The organism is Bradyrhizobium sp., from assembly GCF_035484855.1.
Taxonomy (GTDB): domain Bacteria; phylum Pseudomonadota; class Alphaproteobacteria; order Rhizobiales; family Xanthobacteraceae; genus Bradyrhizobium.
Genome location: NZ_DATHOP010000072.1, coordinates 17,008 through 39,686, shown reverse-complemented (window position 1 = coordinate 39,686; position 22,679 = coordinate 17,008). Strand labels below are relative to the sequence as shown.

Genomic DNA, 22,679 nt, shown 5'->3' with positions numbered 1-22,679 from the left:
AGGCCGAGGCCAGCGCGAATTCACGATCGACCTTCAGGTGGGCGCCGGAAGTGCGCATGTGATCCTGCTCGTTCGGGGTCGGCGTATTGGACGCTTCCTCCGGCGGGATGTGCGCGGTGTTCTTCAGCTTCGGTCGCGTCGGCAGGCCGTCGGATTCGACAATGCCGGAATAACGCACCTCGCTCTGCACGCCGAAAGCATCACGCATCGAGCCGGCGACGATCTTGAGCTTGTTGTTGTCCATGGTGGAGAAGGCGACGAGCATCACGAAGAAGCTCATCATCAGGCCCATCAGGTCGGCGAAGGTCACGAACCAGCCGTGCCCTCCTCCGTGTGCGCCGCCGCGTTTCTTCTTGGCCATTGCTTGCTTTCCGGACCGATCCCGCCGGCCCGATCAGGCCGGTACCGGCTCGCCCTCTTCGTGGCGGTGCTTTTCCGGCAGATAGGCCAGCAACATTTCCCGGACCAATGTCGGGCTCTTGGAATCGCGGATCATCAGGATGCCGTCGATGATCAGGGTGCGGTTGGTCTCCTCGTCGAGCAGCTTGCCATGCAGCTTGTCGGCGATCGGAAGGCAGAACAGGTTGGCGACCAGCGCGCCGTAGAGCGTCGCCAGCAGGGCGGTGGCCATGAAGGGGCCGAGCTTCGAGGGGTCGGTCATGTTGGCGAACATCTGCACCATGCCGATCAGGGTGCCGATCATGCCAAACGCCGGGGCGCAGTCGCCGATGGCGCGGTAGATCTTGCCGCCCTCGTCGAGATGCATCAGGAAATTATCGCGGTCGCGTTCGAGATTGTCGCGGATGAATTCGAGATCGTAGCCGTCGGCGACGAACCGAATGCCCTTGGCCAGGAACGGTTCGTCGGTCTCGACCTTTTCCAGGCCGACCGGGCCCTGCTTGCGGGCGATTTCGGCGATGCGGGCCAGTTCGTCGACCAGGTCGCGCGCCGACAGCCGGCTCATGGTGAAGGCGAATTTCGCGCCCAGCGGCAAACCGTGCAGAATCGCGCTGAGCGGAAACCGGATCATGGTGGCGGCGATCGAACCGCCGAAGATGATGATGACGGCGTGCTCGCTGACGAACATATGCAGATCGCCGCCCAGGAGCACCATAATCGTTATGACGATGATGCCGAACACGAGCCCGACGCCCGTCATGATATCCATGGGAGACTCCAACGCATACGCGAACGACCGACCGTTCTGGACGGTGACGCGGCCCAACCCGGGCCGCGCGACCAAAACCCTACGGACACGCCATTAAAGACGCGTAAAGGTTAAACCGATTGACGCTGGGTCGGAGAAACAATCGGGCGCCGGGCCGGGTTTCAACACTCTGCTAACCATACTGCCGCGGGCCGCCGCTCTGCTGCGGCGTTGCCAGCTCACCAACCTCCGGAGTGGCATGATGTCGACGAACTTCGTCGCATGGCTCTGCAATCATCGCGCCGGACGGCCAACTCGTCCGATCGGATCGCAATGCAATCGCGGCCGTCCACAGCGTTTTCAAGCGAAAGCCTGCCCCGGACACGATCCGGGGTGGTCACCAGTTCGCGTTGAGAAAACGCGTCAAACAAAGAACCTAGAGCCCCGTTTCGATTCGATCGAAACAGAAAAGGCTCTAAGCCGGCAATAGCGGGCCGAGCTTTGCCAGTTGGTCCTTCAGGCTGTTCTCTTTCCAACCCGCTTCCTTGCTGTCGCTGCCGGCTTTGGTCAGGCGCTCGCGCTCGCTGGCGACGATCTCGGATTGCAGGCGGCTTGCTTCGTCCCGCCGGCCGAGGCCGAACAGGGCTTCGACCTTGGTCGCGCCGATCCAGAACAGCTCGTCACTACCCGGTTTCTGTTGCTCGGCACTTGCCGCGGCTCGATCGCAAATCGCCAGCAGGTCCTGCCGTATCCGCCGAGCCAGAACGCGATCGACCATCGCCTCATCGCCGCTCGCTGTCGACGCCCGAACATCGAGCATGAAGGCATAGTTGATGCCGTTATAATAATCGTTCTTGATGTAATAGCCTCTCGCATAGGCCTGTATCGCCTCATCGAGATCGGCATTATTTTTCGTGGCGTCCCACAGCCGCTTGTGGATCGCCCCCCACAGCCCGACCGTCTCCGCGTCGCTCGATGTTTGCGGCGCCAACCTGTCGAGGATGACCTTCGCAGCCACCAGCGCTGCCGTTTTGTCCGGCTGTTCGTGCTTGTAGGTCGCAAGTGCGAGCTGCTGCACGATGTAGGGATCGCCGGGCTGCATCGTCGCCAGACGGTTCAGCAGCTCCAGGGGCGTGTTCCAATCGGCTGCTTTCGTGACCTTTCCCTTCGCGGCACGAAAGTCTTCCAGGAGTTGAGCGAAGCTCTTGTTGTCGGTCGGCGCCGATGATGGAGCGGCCGGTGCTTCCGCCGCCTCCAGCGCCGAGCCGGCAAGACTGGCTCCCTGCAGGGTCGGAATGAACAGAAAGACCGGGCTATCGACCTCTGGGCTTGCCATGAGCGTCGTAATCTTGTCCTTGAGGATCTTCCTGACCCGCATCACCTCCTGAAAGCCGATCTCCGTTCCGAGGTGTACGTATTTCAGGATGCTGAGATGATTGAGATCGAAGGGAAAGCTGAAATTGCTTTCCGCCATCACGATGGTGCGGTGCGGACGCAACGCGTGACGCACCCCGAGCTCGTAGACCGCATTCACATTCGATGTCGAGAGATCCGCAACCACCAGGTCGGCGCCGAGCAGATTGTCATACATCGGCTTGTCGATGACGGTCGAATGGATGATTTCATCTGCGCGTATGCAGGTATGGCCAGCCTCTTCGACAACCGGCTTGATGATGTCTTCGTAAGTCCGATTCAGATTCAGGACGCGCTGCGGGTTCGACTGAAAGTCGGTCTTCTCGCCAAAGCCCATGATGACAAAACAGCTTCCCATTGCCTTCCTCGGCGGTTTGCAACCGGCGTCAATTTTTGGTTGTCAATATCACACCGTGCAAGTCGAGGCCAGCGTCCGGGCTGCGCTCGAATGAAACGGCACAGCTAGAACCGGCCGAGCATAGCGTTTTCGAAGCGGCCGGAAAACGCGCCGAACACGTCAGGCGGCCGCAAGTCCCGTCAGTTCCAGGCTGAGCTTGCGCAACCGCTTCCGCGCGGCCTCGTCATAGGCCTGCGGGTTGGCGCGCATCTCATTCATGCCGTTGAAGAACAGGCCGCTCTTGGCTGCGACATCCTCGCCCAGGGCCAGATGCAGGATCGCTTCGCCGCCCTGCTCGACGGTCGAGATCGGGGTGATGCCGCCGGCCCGCACCATCGTTGTGTTCATATAGGTGGCCGGGTGCAGCGAATTGACGGTGACGCCGGTCCCCTTCAATTCCTCGGCGAGATCAATGGTGAACATGATCTGGGACAACTTGCTCTGCGCATAGGCGCGGCCGCCGCTGTAGCCTTTGTTGATCATGACATCGTCGAAATCGATCGGGTGCTGGCCGAGCGAGGCGACGTTGACGATGCGCGACGGCGCGCTCGCCTTCAACAGCGGCAGCAGCCGGTAAGCGAGCAGGAAGCCGGCGAGATAGTTGACGGCGAACCGCAATTCATGGCCATCCGCGCTGGTCTGGCGCTGAGGTCCCTGATTTTGCGATCCGATCCCGGCATTGCTGATGAAGAGGTCGAGCCGCTTGTGGTCGGCGATGACCGCGTTCGCAAGCCGCCGCGCTTCCGACAGCGAGGACAGGTCGGCCTGATAGAACACGGCCTCGCCCCCTTCTGCGTTGATCTCGTCGAGCAGCGCTTGGCCCCGCGCCACGTCGCGGCCGTGGACCAGCACCTTGGCGCCGGCGGCGGCGAGCCTGCCCGCGACATAGCGGCCGACGCCGTCGGTCGAGCCAGTGATCAATGCAGTCTTGCCGTTCATCTTCATTTCAATGTGTCCCATTCATCGCGCCGGCCGCGCAGACTGCCACGGCCAGGCCCATTACGGAAATACCGCCAAAAATGTAATAATTATCTTTTCACTTTGAGGTTGACTTGCCATAATCCCGACGCACGATACCAAGGTGGTACGTCGAAGTCCGGCAGGCGATCCCGGCCGCATGTGGGCGCAGCACCAGATGCGTTCCCGGGCCGCCTTTCAACCAAAGGGAGAAACAGCGATGTCTTATTCTGGTTCTGGCGGGATACAACCACTCTATGGCGCCGTCATCCGCGACAAGTGCAAAACCGCCGACTTGGATACCTTGAAGGCCTACAAGATCGTCGGCCACGATTTGCTGAAAAATCATAGCGGTCCCGACGCCGCCGACCTCAAGGCCGCGCTCAAGGACCTCGACACCACCATCGCAGCAAAGGGCAAGAAATAGCCCCGGCAGGGATCAGACGGCCTGAAGTAGACGCGGCAAGCGTGCTTGGCCGGGCGGCCAGACTCACGCTTATCGCAAGACAGTGAGCGACCTTCGAAAAAGGCGGCAAACGATGCAAGACGCTGTTCTCGACGAGGGTCCGCGACGGAGGTTGTCGCTCCGCGACCAGATCGATTGCATTCCGGTCTATGTCGTCTGGGAAATCACGCTCGCCTGCAATCTGAAGTGCATTCACTGCGGCTCGCGTGCAGGGCATCGCCGTGCCAAGGAACTGAGTACCAGCGAATGCATCGACGTCGTGCGCCAGCTGGCGGAACTCGGCACCCGCGAGATTACGATCATCGGCGGGGAAGCCTTCGTCCGCAGGGACTGGCTGACCCTGGTGCGCGCGATCCGCGACCACGGCATCGACTGCACCATGCAGACCGGCGGCTACAAGCTGTCACGCGACATGATCAAGGCCGCAGCCGATGCCGGCCTGCTCGGCCTTGGGGTGTCGATCGACGGCCTGCAGCCCCTCCACGACCATTTGCGCGGCGTTTCCGGCTCCTATTCGGAAGCATTGCGCGTTCTCGAAGACTGCCGCCGCGTCGGCCTCGTCGCCAGCGTCAACACGCAGATCACCTCGACGATCATGCCCGAACTTCCGCAGGTGATGGATGTCATCATCGAGGCCGGCGCAAAGTACTGGCAGATCCAGTTGACGGTCGCGATGGGCAACGCCGTCGACAACGAGGAGATCCTGCTGCAGCCCTTTGAGCTTGCGACGCTGATGCCGCTGCTGGCGGACCTGCATCGCAAGGGGCGCGAGCGGGATCTGCTGCTGTTGCCGGGCAACAATATCGGTTACTTCGGTCCCTACGAAGCGCTGTGGCGCGGACCGGACCGCGGCTATTACAGCGGCTGCCCGGCCGGCCAGAACGCGATCGGGCTGGAAGCCGACGGCACGCTGAAGGGCTGCCCGTCGCTCGCGACCGACCGCTACGGGGCCGGCGATGTCCGTGACACGCCGATCGCGGAGTTGTGGGCGACGCATCCGGCGCTGCAGTTCAACCGCAACCGCGGCACCGACGACCTCTGGGGCTTTTGCCGGGAATGCTATTACGCCGAGGCATGCCGCGGCGGCTGCACCTGGACGGCGGATTCGCTGCTCGGCCGCCGCGGCAACAATCCGTATTGTCACCACCGGGTGCTGACGCTGGCCGAGCGCGGCGTCCGCGAGCGTATCGTCAAGGTCGCCGAGGCCCCGGCGTTTCCATTCGCCACCGGACGCTTCGCGCTGCTGGAAGAACCGATCCCGGTCGAGGCACCGGTGGCATGAGCGGCGGTTCTCCACCTCGAGGCCATGGGCCGCCAGTGATGGTGCTCTGTCGTCAATGCGTCCGCTACGTTTTCGAAGGTACCGTTGTTTGCCCGCATTGCGGCGGCGACGCCCGCGAGACGGGCGAACGCTATCGCGACGGAGGCTATCTCGCGGTCGAAACCATGCAGCGCATCGACCGGCTGCGCAGTGCCGCCGCAGACCGGGCTTCTCGTGGAGAGGACGAGTAGAGCGTTTTCGAGCGAAGTGGTCACCGGTTCGCGTGAAGAAAACGCGTCAAAACAAGAATCTAGTAGCGAGGCCGTCAGTGAATTTCGGCCGAGCGCTTCAGCGCGTCTTTGAGCTTTTCCAGCGAGAAGTCCTTGCTGCGGGCGATCTCCAGGATCGGCGTCTCGCGGCGGCCGCAGAGTTCGGCGGCATCCGGAATCTTGGCGGCGATGTCGAGGGGGATCACGATCGCGCCGTGACGATCGGCATGAATCAGATCGTCGTTGCGAACGGTCATGCCGGCGACGCGGACCTCGCCGCCGAAGTTCTCGGCATGGACCCAGGCGTGCGACGGCCCGATCGATCCGGCGAGCGCCTGGAAACCCGGCGCCCATTGCGGGATGTCGCGGATCGAGCCGTCGGTGATGACGCCGAGACAGCCGAGCGCCTTGTGCACGTTGCTCTGCACCTCGCCCCAGAACGCGCCGTAACCAACGTCGGCGCCGTCGATATCCTGGATCACGGTGATGCGCGGACCGTGGCCTGTGCCGACATATTCATAATAGGCGATGCGGCGCTTGGCCTGCTCGGCGGCGGGAAGGCCGGATTGCAGCACCGAGCGGATCGACACCGTGCGGGCGTAGCCGACCATCGGCGGCAGGTCGGGGAACGGGCAGACCAGCGGCTTGGTGGTGTAGCCGATCAGGCGGCGTTCGGGTGCGACCACTTCCATCGCGTTGCAGATGGTGGGCGTGTCATAGCGCGCCAGCGCTTCCAGCAGTGAAGCAGGCAGCGGCGCTTTGGTGGAATCCGTCACGGCGTTTTCTCCGGAGATTTGGGGAGCGGCCCTTTCTTAAGAGGCCGTATGGCAAAGCCGTATAGCCGAGATCGGGATCGAACCCAACCCGGCGATCGCTCATGTCAGATATCCAGCGATGGAGCCGGGCCGCTCAGTTCAGCCGTGCCGGACGGTCGCCCTCGCCCGGTTCGGTCGCCACCGGCGCGAACGGCGGCGCCGGACTGGACGGCGCGACACTTTCGGGCGGCGCAGCGGCGGCGGCCGCCTTGCGCGCCTGGTCGCGATAGGACTTCCATCCGGCCGGCAGACTCAGCAGATAGAGTACCGATCCGACCGACAGGATGTGCCAGGGATAGCCGATCAACAGCGCAATGAAGAACACCACCGAAACGAAAACCGGCAGCACCATTTCCGGCGGCACGCGCATCCGCCAGGTCTTGCCGGAAAACACCGGCAGCCGCGACACCATCAGGAACGCGATCAGGAGCGTATAGAGCGCGGTCAGGATCGCCGGCGGTTGCGGCCAGCCGAGGAAGGCGAGATAGATCGGAAGCAGCACGGTGATCGCGCCGGCCGGCGCCGGAACGCCGGTGAAGTAATTGGCCGCAAACGGCGGCTTGTTCGGGTCGTCCATGGTGGCGTTGAAGCGCGCCAGCCTCAGGCCGCCCGAGATCGCAAACACCATGGCGGCGATCCAGCCGCCATTGTTGAGTTCGTGCAATTGCCAGAAGTACAGGATCAGGCCGGGCGCGACGCCGAAATTGACGAAATCCGCAAGGCTGTCGAGTTCGGCGCCGAATTTCGACTGGCCCTTGATCATCCGCGCGACCCGGCCGTCCAGGCCGTCGAGAATGGCCGCGAACACGATCGCGGCCACCGCAAGCTGCATGTGTCCTTCCGTCGACAGGCGGATCGCGGTCAGCCCGGCGCAGATCGCCAGCAGGGTGATGACGTTGGGCACTAATAGCCGCACCGGGATCGGACGAAACCGGCGGCGGCGCAATTGCTCGGATTGATTGGGATCGAAGGGCATCGGCATGGCCCGATGACATATAGCAAGCGTCGGCCGGCTCCGCCATTGCGGCGGTAAGCTCCATTTCGGCCGCTCGAATGGTTAATCGGCCCGGAACGTCCGGCCGGGATCGCTAAGCCTGAAATCGGCCAAAATGGTCTCGCCCGCCACCGCGGTCTGGCCTTCCGAAACCAGCGCTTTGGTGCCTTCGGGCAGATAGACGTCGAGACGCGATCCAAACCGGATCAGCCCGAACCGCTCGCCGGCGCCGATCGACTGGCCGTCGCGAACGAAGCAGACGATCCGCCGCGCCACTAGCCCCGCGATCTGCACCACGCCGATGCGCCCGTTGGGCGTGGAGATCGCAAGCGAATTGCGCTCATTGTCCTCGCTCGCCTTGTCGAGCTCGGCGTTGATGAAGGCCCCCGGCCGGTAGGCGATGCGATCGATGCGGCCTGCGACCGGGCTGCGGTTCACATGGCAGTTGAACACGCTCATGAAGATCGAGATGCGCGGCAGCGGCTTGTCGCCGAGACCGAGTTCGGCCGGCGGCAAGGCCTGCGCGATCATCGAAATCCGCCCGTCGGCCGGCGCCACCACGATGCCCTCGCCGATCGGCGTCACACGCACCGGATCGCGGAAGAACAGCGCGCACCAGACCGTCAGCAATGTGCCGATCCACCCGAGAGGCGACCATATCCAGAACAGGATCAGGCTCACGACCGCGAAGCCGCCGATGAAGGGATAGCCTTCCTTGTGAACAGGCGGAATCTGCGCGCGGATCGAATTGGCGATGGACATTTGCGAGCTCACCGATCTCTGGGTTCACGGATGCATTGTGCGTTCTCCCCAAAACGGGAGACGGGATCATCAGGGTCATTCCGCCGCGGCAGGCGTCGCCAACACATCGGGCGTCACCAGCGCGTCGTCGAGCGGCGGCGGCTCCCGGTTGGGCGCCTCGTTCTCGTCGGTGATCCGCGCGAGCCTTTCGCGCGCCTCCTGGGCTTCGCGCTGCCGGTTCCACATACTGGCATAGAGTCCGCCGCTTGCCAAAAGCAGGCTGTGGGTGCCGCGCTCGGCGATGCGGCCCTGGTCCAGCACGATGATCTCGTCGGCGCCGACGATGGTCGACAGCCGGTGCGCGATCACGAGCGAGGTGCGGTTCTGCGACACCCGGTCCAGCGCCTCCTGGATTTCATGCTCGGTGTGGCTGTCGAGCGCGGAAGTCGCTTCGTCCAGCACCAGGATCGGCGGTCCCTTGAGCACGGTGCGCGCGATCGCGACGCGCTGCTTCTCGCCGCCCGACAATTTCAGGCCGCGCTCGCCGACCTGGGTCTCATAGCCCTTCGGCGACATCTTGATGAAGGGATCGATCTGCGCCAGCCGCGCCGCCTGCTCCACCTCGGCATCGGTGGCGTCCCATCGGCCGTAACGGATGTTGTAGCGGATGGTGTCGTTGAACAGCACGGTGTCCTGCGGCACCATGCCGATCTGCGCCCGCAGCGAGGCCTGGGTGACGTTGCGGATGTCCTGGCCGTCGATCAGGATCCGGCCGCTGGAGACGTCATAGAGCCGGAACAACAGCCGCGAGATGGTCGATTTGCCGGCGCCGGAGGGACCGACGATCGCCACCGTCTTGCCGGCCGGCACATCGAAGCTGAGGCCCTTGAGGATCGGCCGCTCCGGGTCGTAGGAGAAGCGGACGTCCTCGAAGCGGACATTGCCCGACGTGACGACCAGCGGCAGGGCGCCGGGAACGTCGGTGATCTCCGCCCGCCACGACAGCACGCTGAACATCTTCTCGATGTCGATGATCGCCTGCTTGATCTCGCGATAGACCATGCCCATGAAATTCAGGGGCTGGTAGAGCTGGATCATCATGGCGTTGACCATGACGAAATCGCCGACCGTGTTATGGCCGCTGCGGACTCCCAGCGCGCACATCAGCATGGTCGCGGTGAGGCCGAAGGTGAAAATGATCGCCTGCCCGGTATTGAGCACCGCGAGCGAGGTGTAGGTCTTCACGCTGGCGCGCTCATAGCGCTCCATCGAACGGTCGTAGCGGGTGGCTTCGCGCTCCTCGGCGGTGAAATATTTCACCGTCTCGTAGTTGAGCAGCGAGTCGATCGCCTTGGTGTTGGCCTCGGTGTCGGATTCGTTCATCTTGCGGCGGATCTCGATCCGCCATTCGGTCGCGATATAGGTATAGTACATGAACACCACGACCGTGATCATGGTGACCAGCACGTAGCGCCAGTCGAATTTCCACAGCAGCACGGCCATCAGGAGCGATACCTCGACGATGGTCGGGATCAGCTGCAGGATCACCATCCGTACGATGACCTCGATGCCGGTGCGGCCGCGCTCCAGCACCCGGGTCAGGCCGCCGGTCTTGCGCTCCAGATGAAAGCGCAGCGACAATTCGTGCATGTGGACGAAGGTGCGGTAGGCGAGCTTGCGCACCGCATGCATCGCCACGCGCGCGAAGATGCCGTCGCGCCATTGCGTCAGCACCGCCATCAACACGCGCAAGCCGCCATAGCTGAGCGTCATGATCAAGGGCGATGCGATCAGCCACAGCGTCCAGTTCGACGATTGCAGCGGCGCGGTATCGGCGCCGGTGAGCGCGTCGATCGCCCATTTGAAGGTGAACGGCACCGCCAGTGTCGCGAGCTTGGCGAACAGCAACAGCACCACCGACCAGATCACGCGCATCTTCAGGTCGGCGCGATCGCTGGGCCAGATATAGGGCCACAGGTGCACCAGCGTCCCGATCAGGGTCGCCTGTTCGATCGTCTTGCTCGTGGCAGGCAGCGCTTCACCGGCGCCGTGAGACGAATCAGGATGAGCCATCAATCAGGTGCCCGGAAGCGTGCTGTGGTGCGGTTGTCGTCGCATTCTGCCCCGTCATATAGAGCGTTTGCGCTCCCGGCGCACCCCCCGGGGGAACGCCATTCTTTCACGCTTCTCAGGCATTTACCGCCGGATTCGAAGGTGTCTGTCAATTCGACAGGCTTGACGGCGTTACGCTGCAGTGCCACATGCCCGAGGATGAACAAGATCAGGACCGTCTGTGTCTATTGCGGCTCCGGCCCCGGCACAAACCCGCGCTTTATCGAAGGGGCCCGGGATTTCGGGAAAATCCTCGCCGAGAGCGGAATCGACCTCGTTTATGGCGGCGGAGCGCTCGGATTGATGGGCGCGGTCGCCGCAGCCGTCATCGATCACGGCGGCAACACGATCGGCATCATCCCCGAATTCCTCGCGACGCGCGAACGCATCAATCAGAATGTTTCAGAATTGATTGTCACGACGACAATGCACGAGCGCAAACAGATCATGTTCGAGCGCGCTGACGCATTCGTTGCGCTGCCCGGCGGAATCGGCACGCTGGAGGAATTGGTGGAGCAACTGACCTGGGCCCAACTTGCGCGTCATCAAAAACCGATCGTCATTCTCAATATCGATGACTTCTGGTCGCCCTTGCTGGAGCTTTTCGAGCACTTGCGGTCGGCCGGTTTCATCCATTCGGAAAGCGAGTTTCGCTACTCGGTCACCTCCAAGGTCCATGATATACTGCCGTCAATTCAAGCGGCCCTGCAAAGCCGGAGGCCCGAAATTGCCGCCTCGGCCAATGTGAAGAGGTTGTAGTCGTCAGTTCTGCCATCGACCCTCTGCCGGCGGTTATCACGATGAAAGCGGAAAATATCGCAGGATTGATATCGATGGCCGGGAGCGCGTTGTTCCTGCTCGGTGGCGATGCGAGCGGGACCGCCGTCGCGGTCAGCTTCCTCGCGGCGGAAATCATCCTGACCCGGTACGGCCATTTGCGGAGCGGCTATTCAGCCGGTTGCGGATTGTTCGCCTTCGGCGACGCGCTTGCCGTCACCTCCGAACTAAGCCGCGGCAATCAAGCCTTCCAGTACGCGCTGATCGCAATGGCGATTGCCTGGTTGATCGGCGCTGCCAGGGCACCGCTGGCATGGCTCGGCCAGCGATACGACAGGGAGCGCCTGGTGGGGCTGGCCGACGCGCTGCAGCCGCTGGCCGGAATAGCGATGCTCGCATTGCGGATTCCTGCAATCCTGGCCGCCATCGCCGGAGGCAGCTTCCTGGGTGCCGCGGCGGTTGGATGCTGGGCGGTAGCCGATATCCTGTTGGGCCGAATCCATCAAAGCCACAAGATTCTGTCTGCGTCTTTTTCGTCGTTGCGTTCCCGCTAGGCTTCCCGAGCATCGTGATTTCGCTCAAGTTCAAACTTTGCATCTTTTCCAATTACGCGTTTTTGGTCATCGCCAAACTTCGGGTTGTAAAAATCCCATGTCCAAATCAAATCAGTGCCGCAGTTTAGCAGAGCTGCGAGCGCACCGGCGGCCAACAAAATCTCCTGGCAAGCCAGGTCACCCAGAACGCAGAAGTGAAGGCTGCAGACCTTGTTGCCGATTGCGAGATGCGCAAGCAAGATAACTAAGATGACAACTGCAAAAACACAATTGTTCACTCCCCATCTCGTCGAGGCGGTTTCCGGCAGCTTCCTTTCGAAAGGGGTACCCTTGAGTTCAGGAAAGCTGTCAAAAAATCTTGTAACTAAATATTTCCTGGATTTGACTCCCGGGGCCCAGGGCCTCAAGCTCCAGAACAACCAAATTATGTCGGCCGCAAGCAGCGCCAGGTAAACCCACAAAAACTTCAGCGGATTCGATGGAGTAACCGTTAAATACACAATTATGAGCGCGGGTATTATGAGAAAGAGGCTTTCCTCTTTGCCCAAGCGATCACTGTACTCCAGCAGATTGTCGTAATCCCGCTCCTCCTGTTCCGCGTCCTTTTGCTCGGCATTCAGCTGATTCTTTGGGTCGTGAAGACTATCAATGAACTTGAACACCTCGTCATAGCGGATGTCGAAGACCCTGATGTTGCCGACATAAAATCGGTAAAATGTGAGGACGTAGACCAGGAAGAGAGACATCGATATTCCGAATGAAAAATTATCCGGAACTCTGCTGCAACTGGTGACGAACAGATTCGACGTCAGATCTGGAAATTTACATTCGACCAATTCATCGAACGAATGCAGAAGCGCAAACGTTCCTCCGGTGAAAAGTATCGTCCAACACGCCTTGATGGACACGTGCGAATTTTTTATCGCCTCTCGGGCAAAGCTTCTGAAAATTGCTACCTTCTTCATTGCTACTCACAGGGAACGCGCCAAGCCCTTCTTTCTTGCTAATTATAGATGTTATATCTCTTAAATACAACCTAATATTGTGCAGGCTCGGCAGGCCTCATCCCTCCGGAAACGTCACCGCCTCGATGCGATTGCCGTCGGGATCGACGATGAACGCCGCGTAATAGCGCACGCGATCGTGCGGGCGCAGCCCCGGCGCGCCGTCGGAGCGGCCGCCGGCAGCGAGCGCCGCGGCGTGGAAGGCGTCGACGGCAGTCGTCGATCTTGCCCGCAGGCAGATATGGACGCCGCTCTCCGGCGCGACGGGTGGCATGCGATCACGAAAATTGATCCAGAACTCGGGATAGTCCTTGCCGAAACCAACCGTTGCGGGCCGGCTCACCAGCCGCACCAGCCCGAGCGGCGCCAGTGCCGCTTCATAGAAGCGCGCAGATCGTTGGAGATCGCTGACGCCGACGGAGATGTGGTCGATCATTGCCGGCTCCAGCTTTTGCCGTCATTGCGAGGAGCTCTTGCGACGAAGCAATCCATTCTTTCTTGCTGTTGCGCGATGGATTGCTTCGCTTCGCTCGCAATGACGGTGGTTGCATTTGCTACACCGGCGCGCCCGACTTCACCAGCTTGTAGACCACCGAATCCATCAGCGCCTGGAACGAGGCGTCGATGATGTTGGGCGACACGCCGATCGTGGTCCAGCGTTCGCCCGCCTCGTCCTCGCTCTCGATCAAGACCCGCGTCACCGCCTCGGTGCCGCCATTGAGGATACGCACGCGATAGTCGATCAGCTTCAATCCCTCGATGTATTTCTGGTATTTGCCGAGATCCTTGCGCAGCGCGACGTCGAGCGCGTTGACCGGACCGTTGCCCTCAGCCGCCGAGATCAGTTTCTCGCCGTCGACGTCGACCTTGACCACGGCAAGCGCCACCGTGACGCGCTGGCCGTTGGCGTTGTAGCGCTGCTCGACATTGACGTCGAATTGTTCGACCCGGAAGTATTCCGCGACCTTGCCGAGCGTTCGCCGCGCCAACAGGTCGAACGAGGCGTTGGCGGATTCATAGGCGTAGCCCGCGGCCTCGCGGTCCTTCATTTCCTCGACCAGGCGCACCAGTTTCGGGTCGTCCCTCGCATAGGCGATGCCGGCGCGCTCCAGTTCGGCGATGACATTGGAGCGGCCGGCCTGATCGGACACCAAGACCTTGCGATGATTGCCGACCGATTCCGGCGCTACGTGCTCGTAGGTGTGCGGATCCTTCAGCACGGCGGAAGCATGAATCCCGGTCTTGGTGACGAAGGCGCTCTCGCCGACGTAAGGTGCGTGGCGGTCAGGCGCACGGTTGAGCATGTCGTCGAGCGTGCGCGACACTTTGGTCAGCGTCGCCATCTTGTCCTGGGATACCCCGATCTCGAAGCGATCGGAAAATTCACCCTTCAGCCGCAAGGTCGGGATCAGGGAACACAAATTGGCATTGCCGCAGCGTTCGCCGAGCCCGTTCAGCGTGCCCTGGATCTGGCGGACGCCGGCGCGCACCGCGGCCAGCGAATTGGCCACCGCCTGCTCGGTGTCATTATGGGCGTGGATGCCGACATGATCGCCCGGAATGTGTTTCGTGACCTCGGTGACGATGCTCTCGACCTCGTGCGGCATGGTGCCGCCATTGGTGTCGCACAACACAACCCAGCGTGCGCCGGAATCATAGGCCGCTTTGGCGCAGGCCAGCGCGAATTCGGGATTCTCCTTGTAACCGTCGAAGAAATGCTCGCAGTCGAGCATGACCTCGCGGCCAGCGGATTTCGCGGCCTTCACGCTATCGCGGATGGACGCGAGATTTTCCTCGTTGGTGGTCTCGAGCGCCACCCGGACCTGATAGGCAGAGGACTTTGCGACAAAGCAGATCGCATCCGCCTTGGCTTCCAGCAGCCCTGCAAGACCCGGATCGTTCGAGGGCGAACGGCCGGGACGCCGGGTCATGCCGAACGCGGTGAAGCGCGCGCGATCGAATTTTGGTTTCTCGGCGAAGAATTCGGTGTCGGTCGGATTGGCGCCGGGATAGCCGCCCTCGACATAATCGATGCCGAGGTCGTCCAGCATGTGCGCGATCAGCTGCTTGTCGCGCAGCGTGAAGTCGACGCCGTTGGTCTGCGCGCCGTCGCGCAGCGTGGTGTCGAACAGATAGAGACGTTCGCGGCTCATGTGGGAGCTCCCGGCTTGGCGCCATCGCCCAGCGTCTTCTGCATCGTGGTGTTGGCGAGCCATTCGCCGTTGACGGTCACGGTGTTGCGGCGCGTGGCGACATAACCGCGCTTGGTAAAAAACTCCGCGGCATTGTCGCTGGCATCGACCGTGAGTGCCTTTGCCCCGCGGCCGCCGGCGAGTTTTTCCAGCGCGTCGAGCAGCATCGACGCCACGCCCTGCCCGACCACGCCCGGATGGACATAGAGCATGTCGATATGATCCTTGCCCTTCAGCGCGGCAAATCCAACCGGCGAATTCTGCAGCGTGGCGACCAGCGTGAGTTCGCCTGCCAGGCGCTTGCCGAATTGCTCCTCGTCGTCGGCGGCGCCGGCCCAGGCCTGCTGTTGCGCCTCGCTGTAATCTTCGCCGGTCAGTTCCTCGACGCTGGCGACAAAGATCGCCGCCAGCACCGGCGTATCCGTCGCAAGGAACGGCCGCAAAGCAGGTTTGGGCAGCGCCTGTCCCATCTCTAACCGGCTCCCTTGCAACAGCTCATCGCGCGATCTCCCAAGTGGTGCCTTCCTTGGAATCCTTGATCACAACCCCCATTGCCGCGAGTTCATCGCGGATGCGGTCGGATTCCCTGAAGTCTTTTCGCGCGCGGGCGGCGGTGCGGTCCGAAATCATACTATCGATCTGTTTGACGTCGATGCCACTGGCCTGCTGCTTTCGGCCGTTCCATTCCGCGACGCTCTCGGACAGGAATCCGAACTGCCGCAACGAGGCGGCAAATTCGCTGCGATCGCGTTCGTTGCCGGCGACCGCATTATTCCGCAAGCCGTGCAGGGCAGCGATCATCTCCGGCGTGTTCAGGTCGTCCGACAGCGCTTCGATGACCACATCAGAGGGCCGTTCACCCCCGACATCCGCGGCGACCGCGTACCAGTCGTCGAGGGTCTTCGCGCTTTCCTCCAATCCCCTCAACGTCCAGTCCATCGGTGAGCGATAATGCGCTTTCAACATGTTCAGCCGCAGCACTTCGCCCGGCCAATCGGCCAGCAGATCGCGGATCGTGACGAAGTTACCAAGCGATTTCGACATCTTGGCGTCTTCGATTTGCACGAACTCGTTGTGCAGCCAGTAATTCGCCATCATGGACGTGCCGTGCGCGCAACGCGACTGCGCGATTTCGTTCTCGTGATGCGGAAAGATCAGGTCAATGCCGCCGCCATGAATGTCGAAGACGTCGCCGAGATAGGCGGCACTCATGGCCGAGCATTCGATATGCCAGCCCGGACGTCCCCTGCCCCATGGGCTTTCCCAGCCCGGTTCATCGCCGGAGGATTGCTTCCACAGCACGAAGTCTGCGGGGTTTTTCTTGTGCGCGTCGACGGCAACGCGCGCACCCGCCAACTGCTCGTCGAGCTTGCGGCCCGACAGCGCGCCATAGTCCGGCATCGACTGGACATCGAACAGCACTTCACCGCCGGCCTCATAGGCATGGCCGCGCGCGATCAATTGCTCGATCAGCGTCACCATGTCAGCCTTGCCGTCGGCGCGCGGCAGCACGAAATCGGTGGCGCGCGGCTCGAAGGTCGGCGGCAACGAGCCCAGCGCCGCGACGTCGGACGCGAACTGCGCGGCGGTCTTCTCGGTGACCTTCCGGATCGCCTCGTTCAGCGGCAGTCCCGGAAAATCCCGCGCCGCGCGGTCGTTGATCTTGTCGTCGACGTCGGTGATGTTGCGGACGTAGGTGACGTGGTCGGCGCCATAGAGGTGCCGCAGCAGGCGAAACAGCACGTCGAACACGATGACCGGGCGCGCGTTGCCGATATGGGCGAAGTCATAGACCGTCGGCCCGCAGACATACATGCGCACGTTGTTGGGATCGAGCGGCAGGAAAGGCCGCTTCTCCCGCGTCAACGTATCGTAAAGGCGCAAATCCATGGATATCCGTCCCTTGCGGCCGGGCGTCCAGTGATCTCTTTTTGAGAAAAGACGGCCTCAGCCAGCGAATCGCTAGCTCATAATCTCGCGGCAAATGCCGCAAATGGCGAGGAAACCGTTCATGTGAACTACCATGGGCCAGCCGGGGGGATCGCGTCAAGTGCCTCACAAAAGCCCGTTTGGGCCGCGAAACGGACCGCCCGCCATGGTTAATCATTCTTAAGGTTTTGGGTCTATTCCTATCCGGACAATTACGGCGCTCCTCTTATTCATCTGGTGCAGCATGCGATCCATTTCCGCGGTTCTGGCCTGTGCATTTCTTCTGTTCGCCCCCTCGGTCGCATCCGCCGACAGCCGTGTGTTCATCATCGCCAACCAGGCCGACGGCTATGGCGTCGACCAGTGCCTGGCGAAGGGCGACAAATGCGGCGCCCATGCCGCGCGCTCCTATTGCCAGTCGCGCGATTTCGCCGATGCTTCCTCCTATCGCCGCGTCGATCCGGACGAGATCACCGGCTCGGTTCCCAAGGCCGGCGGGAGTTGCAACCATGCCGGCTGCAATGAATACGTCGCCATTACCTGCCAGCGCTGAGGCGATCACAAGTCCGGTCCGAACCAGCCGCCACACCGGCGCCCCGGAAACGACGTGACGCTGCCCCGAGAAGCGGCTATGGGAGGCCGCGGCTGGCCAGCGTTCGTTTCCGGGGAGGTTTCCCGGAACCGCGCGGAACGGCCCTGCGGCATGATGCGGAGCAGCTTCTCCGAAAAGATCATGCTTAAACAATGAGATGCGCTCATGGTCGGATGCAATCCCTTGGGATCATGATGCGATGACCGGACATGCCTGAAACGCTGAACAACCCCTTCTGCCGATGGATCCTGGCCTGCGCCGCGCTGATCGGCGCCAGCGCGCTGAGCATCGACGCGCGCGCGCAGATGAATCCGGGCCCGCCACCGCCGCCTCAGGGGCCGACCGGCTCACCCGGCGCGCCGGTCAATCCGATGTGTCCGCGGCTCGAAGCGCAGTTGGCGACCATCGACCGCGGCGGCTCCGGCGATCCCACCAGGGACGACCAGATCCGCCGCTACCAGGATGCCGCCACCAAGCAGCAGGCCGAACTCGATCGCGTCACCATGCAGGCCAAGCGCATGGGCTGCGACAGCTCGGGTTTCTTCTCGCTGTTCTCCGGCCAGTCGGCGCAATGCGGTCCGGTCAACAACCAGATCCAGCAGATGCGGGCCAATCTCGACCAGATCACCAGCAGCCTGGAGCGGCTGCGCGGTGGTCTTGGCGGCGTCGACCGCGACAATCAGCGCCGCTCGGTGCTGACCGCGCTGGCGCAGAACAATTGCGGCCCGCAATACGTCAATGCGGCGCCCGGGTCCGGGCCGGGCAATTTCCTGAGCAACCTGTTCGGCAACAACAACCCGAACCCGCCCGGCGGCGACTTCGGCCCGCAATCGGGCACCTACCGCACCGTCTGCGTCCGCACCTGCGACGGCGCCTATTTTCCGATCTCGTTTGCCACCGTGCCGGCCCGTTTCCCCGATGACGAGAAGAGCTGCAAGGCGCTCTGTCCCGCGGCGGAAGCGAACCTGTTCGCCTACCGCAATCCCGGCGAAGACATCAACCAGGCGGTGTCGATCAGCGGCCAGCCCTATACGTCGCTGCCGAATGCGTTCCACTACCGCCAGGAGTTCAATCCCACCTGCGCCTGCAAGGCCGCCGGAGAGACCTGGTCGGAGGCGTTGAAGAACCTCGACGACAAGGCTGCGGCCGAACAGCAGGGCGACATCATCGTCACCGAGGAGAGCGCGAAAAAGATGGCGCAACCGCCGGCGGCGAAGGCGGCTGCAGCGGCCGCCAAAAAGGGCGCCAAGACCACGGCAACCGTTCCGGCTCCCGCTGCCACTCCTGCGCCCGATGCCGCCGCACCCGCCGCCGCTTCGACCAATGCTGCCGGCGACAAACAGATCCGCACCGTCGGCCCGACCTTCATTCCGGCGCGGTAGCAGCCCAACTCATCCCTCGAACGCGTCGGCCGATGCCTGGCTGGTGCGCGACAGCAGCGACGGGTCGGGTTCGGGCAACGGCTTGCCAGCGTCGCGGAAGCGGTTGGTGATGGGATAGCGGCGGTCGCGCCCGAAATTCTTTTGTGTGACCTTGACGCCCGGCGCGGCCTGCCTGCGCTTGTACTCGGCGATGTTGAGCAAGCGGTCGATCCGCGCCACCACCTCGCGATCGAAGCCCGCATCGACGATCGCGGCCAGCGGCTGTTCGCGCTCGACCAGCCGCTCCAGGATGCCGTCGAGCATGTCGTAGGGCGGCAGCGAATCCTGGTCGGTCTGGTTTTCGCGCAGTTCCGCGGTCGGCGGCCGCGTGATGATGGCGGGCGGAATCACCTCGCCCGATGGCCCCAGCGCGCCGTCGGGCTTCCATGAATTGCGCAAGGCCGACAAACGAAACACCTCGGTCTTGTAGATATCCTTGATCGGGTTGAAGCCGCCATTCATGTCGCCATAGAGCGTGGCATAGCCGACCGACATTTCCGACTTGTTGCCGGTCGTGACCACCATCGCGCCTGTCTTGTTGGAGATCGCCATCAGCAGCGTGCCGCGGGTGCGCGCCTGCAGGTTCTCTTCGGTGATGTCGCGCGGCAGGCCGGCGAAAGGGGCCGCCAGAATCGCCTCGAAACCGTTGACGGCGTCCGCGATCGGCAGCACCTCGTAGCGGATGCCGAGCGCCTTCGACAGTTTCGCCGCGTCGTCGAGCGACACCTGCGCGGTGAAACGAAACGGCAGCATCACGCCGCGCACGCGCTCGGCGCCGAGCGCATCCACCGCGATCGCCGCGCAGAGCGCGGAGTCGATGCCGCCGGAGATGCCGAGCAACACGCCCGGAAATCCGTTCTTGCCGACATAGTCGCGCAGGCCCAGCACGCAGGCCGCGTAGTCTGCCTTGTCGCCCTCGAGCAGCGGCGCAACCGGCCCGTCGCAGCGCCAGCCGGCTTCCGTCTTGCGCCAGCGCAGCGTCGTGATTTGTTCAACGAATGCCGGCAGTTGCGCCGCGATCGTCAGATCGGCGTTCAACGCAAAGGAAGCGCCGTCGAATACCAACTCGTCCTGTCCGGCGATCTGGTTGAGATAGATCAGCGGCAGCCCGCTTTCGGTGACGCGGGCGACCGCGATCGACAGCCGCAGATCGTTCTTGTCGCGCGCATAGGGCGAGCCGTTCGGCACGACGATGATTTCCGCGCCGGTCTCGGCCAGACACTCGACGACGTTCTCGTAGTCTTCGGATTCCTCGAGCCAGATGTCCTCGCAGACGGGGACACCGACCCGGACGCCGCGGACGGTGACCGGACCCGCGGCCGGCCCGCGCGCGAACAGCCGCTTTTCGTCGAACACGCCGTAATTCGGCAGGTTGACCTTGTAGCGGATCGCAGCGATCCGCCCGCCGTCGAGCAGCGCGCAGGCGTTATAGAGCTTGCCGTCATCGACCCAGGGGCTGCCGATCAGGATCGCCGGACCGCCATCGGCGGTTTCCCGCGCCAGCTCCTCGACCGCCGTGCGGCAGGCCGATTGAAACGCAGGCTTCAGCACCAGATCTTCCGGCGGGTAACCGGAAATGAACAATTCCGGAAACACCAGGAGATCGGCACCGTCAGTGCGCGCCTTTTCCCGCGCCGCGCGCGCTTTCGCAGCGTTGCCCGCGACGTCGCCTACCGTCGGGTTCAGCTGGGCAAGCGTGATTGCAAACTGATCGGCTCGTTCACTCATGGAGCGGACCTTATCCTCAAACTGAGCAAATCAAATATAGCACGCCGCCTTGGGCTTCGCCAGATGCCGAAATCAGAGCGCGCCCATGCGCTCGGCGATGGCAAACAGCCAGAACAGGCCGGCCATCACGAGCGCAACGCCGACCGCGGCCGAGCCCATGTCCTTGACCCGGCCGATCTGCGGATCGTGATCGGTGGTGAGGCGATCGGCAAGTTTCTCGATCGCGGTGTTGAGCAATTCGACGACCAGTACCAGCACCACCGCGGCAACCAGTTCGATCCGGCGCATCGTGGTCGTGCCGACCAGCCACGCCAGCGGCAGCGCCAGCACCAGCGCCACCAGTTCCTCCCGGATGGCCTGCTCCGAGCGGATCGCAAAAGCGAGCCCGTTGCGCGTGTTGATGGTGGCCCGCCAGAACCGCAGCAACGCTAAAGGCCCGCCGCGGCCGGCATCGGCCTGACCTTGCCGCCGCGTTCCTGCTTGAGCAATTCGGCGATCAGAAACGCCATGTCGATCGACTGCTCGGCATTCAGGCGGGGATCGCAGACCGTGTGATAGCGGTCGCTGAGATCCTCATGGGTGATGGCGCGCGCGCCGCCGATGCATTCGGTGACGTCCTGGCCGGTCATTTCCAGATGGACGCCGCCGGCGTGCGTGCCCTCGGCGGCATGGACCTGGAAGAACGTCCTCACTTCCGACAGGATGCGGTCGAACGGCCGCGTTTTGTAGCCGCTGGTCGAGGCGATGGTATTGCCGTGCATCGGGTCGCACGACCACACCACCACGCGGCCCTCGCGCTGCACGCTGCGGACCAGCGGCGGCAGGTGATCGCCGACCTTGTCCGAGCCGAAACGGTTGATCAGGGTCAGCCGTCCGGGCTCGTTATCCGGATTGAGCACGTCGATCAGCCGCAGCAGTTCGTCGCCCTTCAGCGACGGGCCGCATTTCAACCCGATCGGGTTCTTGATGCCGCGGAAATATTCGACATGGCCGTGATCGGGCTGGCGGGTGCGGTCGCCGATCCAGATCATGTGACCTGAGGTGGCGTACCAGTCGCCGGTGGTCGAATCGACGCGTGTAAAGGCCTGCTCGTAGCCGAGCAGCAGCGCCTCGTGGCTGGTGTAGATATCGGTGGCGCGCAGTTCGGGGTGGCTTTCCAGATCGAGCCCGCAGGCGCGCATGAAGTTCAGGGCATCCGAGATGCGGTCGGCCAATTCCTTGTAACGGCGCGATTGCTGGGAATCCTTCAGGAAACCCAGCATCCACTGGTGCACGCTGCCGAGATTGGCAAAACCGCCGGTGGCGAAGGCGCGCAGCAGGTTCAGCGTCGCCGCCGACTGGCGATAGGCCATCAGCTGGCGCTGCGGATCGGGAATGCGCGCCGCGGCGGTGAAGGCGATATCGTTGACAATGTCGCCGCGGTAGCTCGGCAGTTCGACGCCGTCGACCGTCTCGGTCGGCTGCGAGCGCGGCTTTGCGAATTGCCCGGCGATGCGGCCGACCTTGACCACCGGCACCGCGCCGGCATAGGTCAGGACCACCGCCATCTGCAGGAAGACGCGGAAGAAATCGCGGATGTTGTTGGCGCCATGCTCGGCAAAGCTTTCCGCGCAGTCGCCCCCCTGCAGCAGGAACGCATCGCCGGCTGCGACCCGCGCCAGCGACTTCTTCAAGTTGCGGGCTTCGCCTGCAAAAACCAGCGGCGGAAAGGTGGCAAGCTGCGCCTCGACATCGCCCAATGCCTTGGCATCGGGATAGTCGGGGATCTGCTTCACCGGTCTGGCGCGCCAGCTCTCGGGTGTCCACCGCTCGGACATGGCGTCAACTCCTGAACAAAAACCGCAACTTAAGGGAAATAGCGGAGTGCCGGTTTATACACAGGCCGGACAGGGACCGCCAGTTGGAATTCC

At 62.8% G+C, this 22,679-nt stretch carries 23 protein-coding genes; 7 read left to right on the top strand and 16 right to left on the bottom strand.

The features are described from left to right. The 4 genes from VK804_RS08280 to VK804_RS08265 form a co-directional block, all read right to left on the bottom strand. A partial coding sequence (locus VK804_RS08280) for a flagellar motor protein MotB (RefSeq protein WP_325369762.1) occupies positions 1–361 on the bottom strand: 361 nt, incomplete at its 3' end. Positions 362–394: 33 nt separating this feature from the next. Continuing rightward, the gene (locus tag VK804_RS08275; RefSeq protein WP_325369760.1) at positions 395–1,168 is read right to left on the bottom strand and encodes a motility protein A; all 774 of its coding nucleotides are present in this window, start codon (positions 1,166–1,168) and stop codon (positions 395–397) included. A 454-nt stretch (positions 1,169–1,622) separates the two neighbouring features. Then, positions 1,623–2,918: a TRAFs-binding domain-containing protein gene (locus VK804_RS08270; protein ID WP_325369758.1), complete on the bottom strand. Its 1,296-nt coding sequence runs from the start codon at positions 2,916–2,918 to the stop codon at positions 1,623–1,625. 159 nt (positions 2,919–3,077) lie between these two features. Further along, the gene (locus VK804_RS08265; RefSeq protein WP_325369768.1) at positions 3,078–3,902 is read right to left on the bottom strand and encodes an SDR family NAD(P)-dependent oxidoreductase; all 825 of its coding nucleotides are present in this window, start codon (positions 3,900–3,902) and stop codon (positions 3,078–3,080) included. A 232-nt stretch (positions 3,903–4,134) separates the two neighbouring features. Between VK804_RS08265 and VK804_RS08260 the strand changes: the two genes are divergently transcribed. The 3 genes from VK804_RS08260 (at position 4,135) to VK804_RS08250 (ending at position 5,892) form a co-directional block, all read left to right on the top strand. After that, on the top strand, positions 4,135–4,341 hold the full coding sequence (locus VK804_RS08260; protein ID WP_325369756.1) for a hypothetical protein: 207 nt from the start codon (positions 4,135–4,137) through the stop codon (positions 4,339–4,341). A 112-nt stretch (positions 4,342–4,453) separates the two neighbouring features. Beyond that, positions 4,454–5,662, top strand: coding sequence for a radical SAM/SPASM domain-containing protein (locus tag VK804_RS08255; protein WP_325369754.1), 1,209 nt, complete (start codon positions 4,454–4,456; stop codon positions 5,660–5,662). A gap of 38 nt (positions 5,663–5,700) precedes the next feature. Next, the gene (locus VK804_RS08250) at positions 5,701–5,892 is read left to right on the top strand and encodes a hypothetical protein (protein WP_325369752.1); all 192 of its coding nucleotides are present in this window, start codon (positions 5,701–5,703) and stop codon (positions 5,890–5,892) included. Between the two features lie 74 nt (positions 5,893–5,966). Here VK804_RS08250 and VK804_RS08245 read toward each other — a convergent pair whose 3' ends face one another. From VK804_RS08245 to VK804_RS08230, 4 genes are all read right to left on the bottom strand, one after another. Next, complete coding sequence (locus tag VK804_RS08245) at positions 5,967–6,686, bottom strand: RraA family protein (RefSeq protein WP_325369750.1); 720 nt, start codon at positions 6,684–6,686, stop codon at positions 5,967–5,969. 133 nt (positions 6,687–6,819) lie between these two features. Then, positions 6,820–7,701, bottom strand: coding sequence for a CDP-diacylglycerol--serine O-phosphatidyltransferase (gene pssA / locus VK804_RS08240; RefSeq protein ID WP_325369766.1), 882 nt, complete (start codon positions 7,699–7,701; stop codon positions 6,820–6,822). A gap of 81 nt (positions 7,702–7,782) precedes the next feature. Continuing rightward, positions 7,783–8,481 carry a phosphatidylserine decarboxylase gene (locus VK804_RS08235; protein WP_325369748.1) on the bottom strand — a complete coding sequence of 233 codons (699 nt, stop codon included), beginning with the start codon at positions 8,479–8,481 and terminating at the stop codon, positions 7,783–7,785. Between the two features lie 75 nt (positions 8,482–8,556). Then, entirely contained in the window at positions 8,557–10,533 is a 1,977-nt protein-coding gene (locus tag VK804_RS08230) for an ABC transporter ATP-binding protein/permease (protein ID WP_325369746.1), read from the bottom strand. 198 nt (positions 10,534–10,731) lie between these two features. On the opposite strand from VK804_RS08230, the gene VK804_RS08225 reads away from it, so the two are divergent. Further along, positions 10,732–11,331 (top strand): TIGR00730 family Rossman fold protein, encoded by a 600-nt coding sequence (locus VK804_RS08225; RefSeq protein ID WP_325369744.1) that lies wholly within the window; start codon positions 10,732–10,734, stop codon positions 11,329–11,331. A 74-nt stretch (positions 11,332–11,405) separates the two neighbouring features. Then, the gene (locus VK804_RS08220; RefSeq protein ID WP_325369742.1) at positions 11,406–11,903 is read left to right on the top strand and encodes a hypothetical protein; all 498 of its coding nucleotides are present in this window, start codon (positions 11,406–11,408) and stop codon (positions 11,901–11,903) included. On the opposite strand, the gene VK804_RS08215 is transcribed toward VK804_RS08220, so the two are convergent. The 5 genes from VK804_RS08215 to cysS all read right to left on the bottom strand — a co-directional run bounded on the left by VK804_RS08215 (position 11,900) and on the right by cysS (position 16,989). Continuing rightward, positions 11,900–12,868 (bottom strand): hypothetical protein, encoded by a 969-nt coding sequence (locus VK804_RS08215; protein ID WP_325369740.1) that lies wholly within the window; start codon positions 12,866–12,868, stop codon positions 11,900–11,902. The two genes, VK804_RS08220 and VK804_RS08215, sit on opposite strands and share 4 nt — an antisense overlap. Before the next feature lie 97 nt (positions 12,869–12,965). Next, the gene (locus VK804_RS08210) at positions 12,966–13,343 is read right to left on the bottom strand and encodes a VOC family protein (RefSeq protein ID WP_325369738.1); all 378 of its coding nucleotides are present in this window, start codon (positions 13,341–13,343) and stop codon (positions 12,966–12,968) included. Between the two features lie 118 nt (positions 13,344–13,461). Then, positions 13,462–15,060 carry a citramalate synthase gene (gene cimA / locus VK804_RS08205; protein WP_325369735.1) on the bottom strand — a complete coding sequence of 533 codons (1,599 nt, stop codon included), beginning with the start codon at positions 15,058–15,060 and terminating at the stop codon, positions 13,462–13,464. Further along, entirely contained in the window at positions 15,057–15,569 is a 513-nt protein-coding gene (locus tag VK804_RS08200; RefSeq protein ID WP_325369733.1) for a GNAT family N-acetyltransferase, read from the bottom strand. Before VK804_RS08200 ends, cimA begins: the two co-directional genes overlap by 4 nt. 25 nt (positions 15,570–15,594) lie before the next feature. Next, positions 15,595–16,989: a cysteine--tRNA ligase gene (cysS, locus tag VK804_RS08195; RefSeq protein ID WP_325369731.1), complete on the bottom strand. Its 1,395-nt coding sequence runs from the start codon at positions 16,987–16,989 to the stop codon at positions 15,595–15,597. Positions 16,990–17,272: 283 nt separating this feature from the next. On the opposite strand from cysS, the gene VK804_RS08190 reads away from it, so the two are divergent. Together VK804_RS08190 and VK804_RS08185 are read left to right on the top strand one after the other, a co-directional pair. Next, a complete protein-coding gene (locus VK804_RS08190; protein ID WP_325369730.1) occupies positions 17,273–17,581 on the top strand; it encodes a hypothetical protein in 309 nt (102 codons plus the stop codon). Positions 17,582–17,829: 248 nt separating this feature from the next. Continuing rightward, positions 17,830–19,002, top strand: a complete 1,173-nt coding sequence (locus VK804_RS08185; RefSeq protein ID WP_325369728.1) for a DUF2865 domain-containing protein — start codon at positions 17,830–17,832, stop codon at positions 19,000–19,002. 9 nt (positions 19,003–19,011) lie between these two features. Here VK804_RS08185 and VK804_RS08180 read toward each other — a convergent pair whose 3' ends face one another. From VK804_RS08180 to VK804_RS08170, 3 genes are all read right to left on the bottom strand, one after another. Then, on the bottom strand, positions 19,012–20,769 hold the full coding sequence (locus VK804_RS08180) for an NAD+ synthase (RefSeq protein WP_325369725.1): 1,758 nt from the start codon (positions 20,767–20,769) through the stop codon (positions 19,012–19,014). A 72-nt stretch (positions 20,770–20,841) separates the two neighbouring features. Next, entirely contained in the window at positions 20,842–21,195 is a 354-nt protein-coding gene (locus VK804_RS08175; RefSeq protein WP_325369723.1) for a diacylglycerol kinase, read from the bottom strand. 2 nt (positions 21,196–21,197) lie between these two features. Further along, positions 21,198–22,586 (bottom strand): class II 3-deoxy-7-phosphoheptulonate synthase, encoded by a 1,389-nt coding sequence (locus VK804_RS08170; RefSeq protein WP_325369721.1) that lies wholly within the window; start codon positions 22,584–22,586, stop codon positions 21,198–21,200. Positions 22,587–22,679 lie beyond the last annotated feature (93 nt).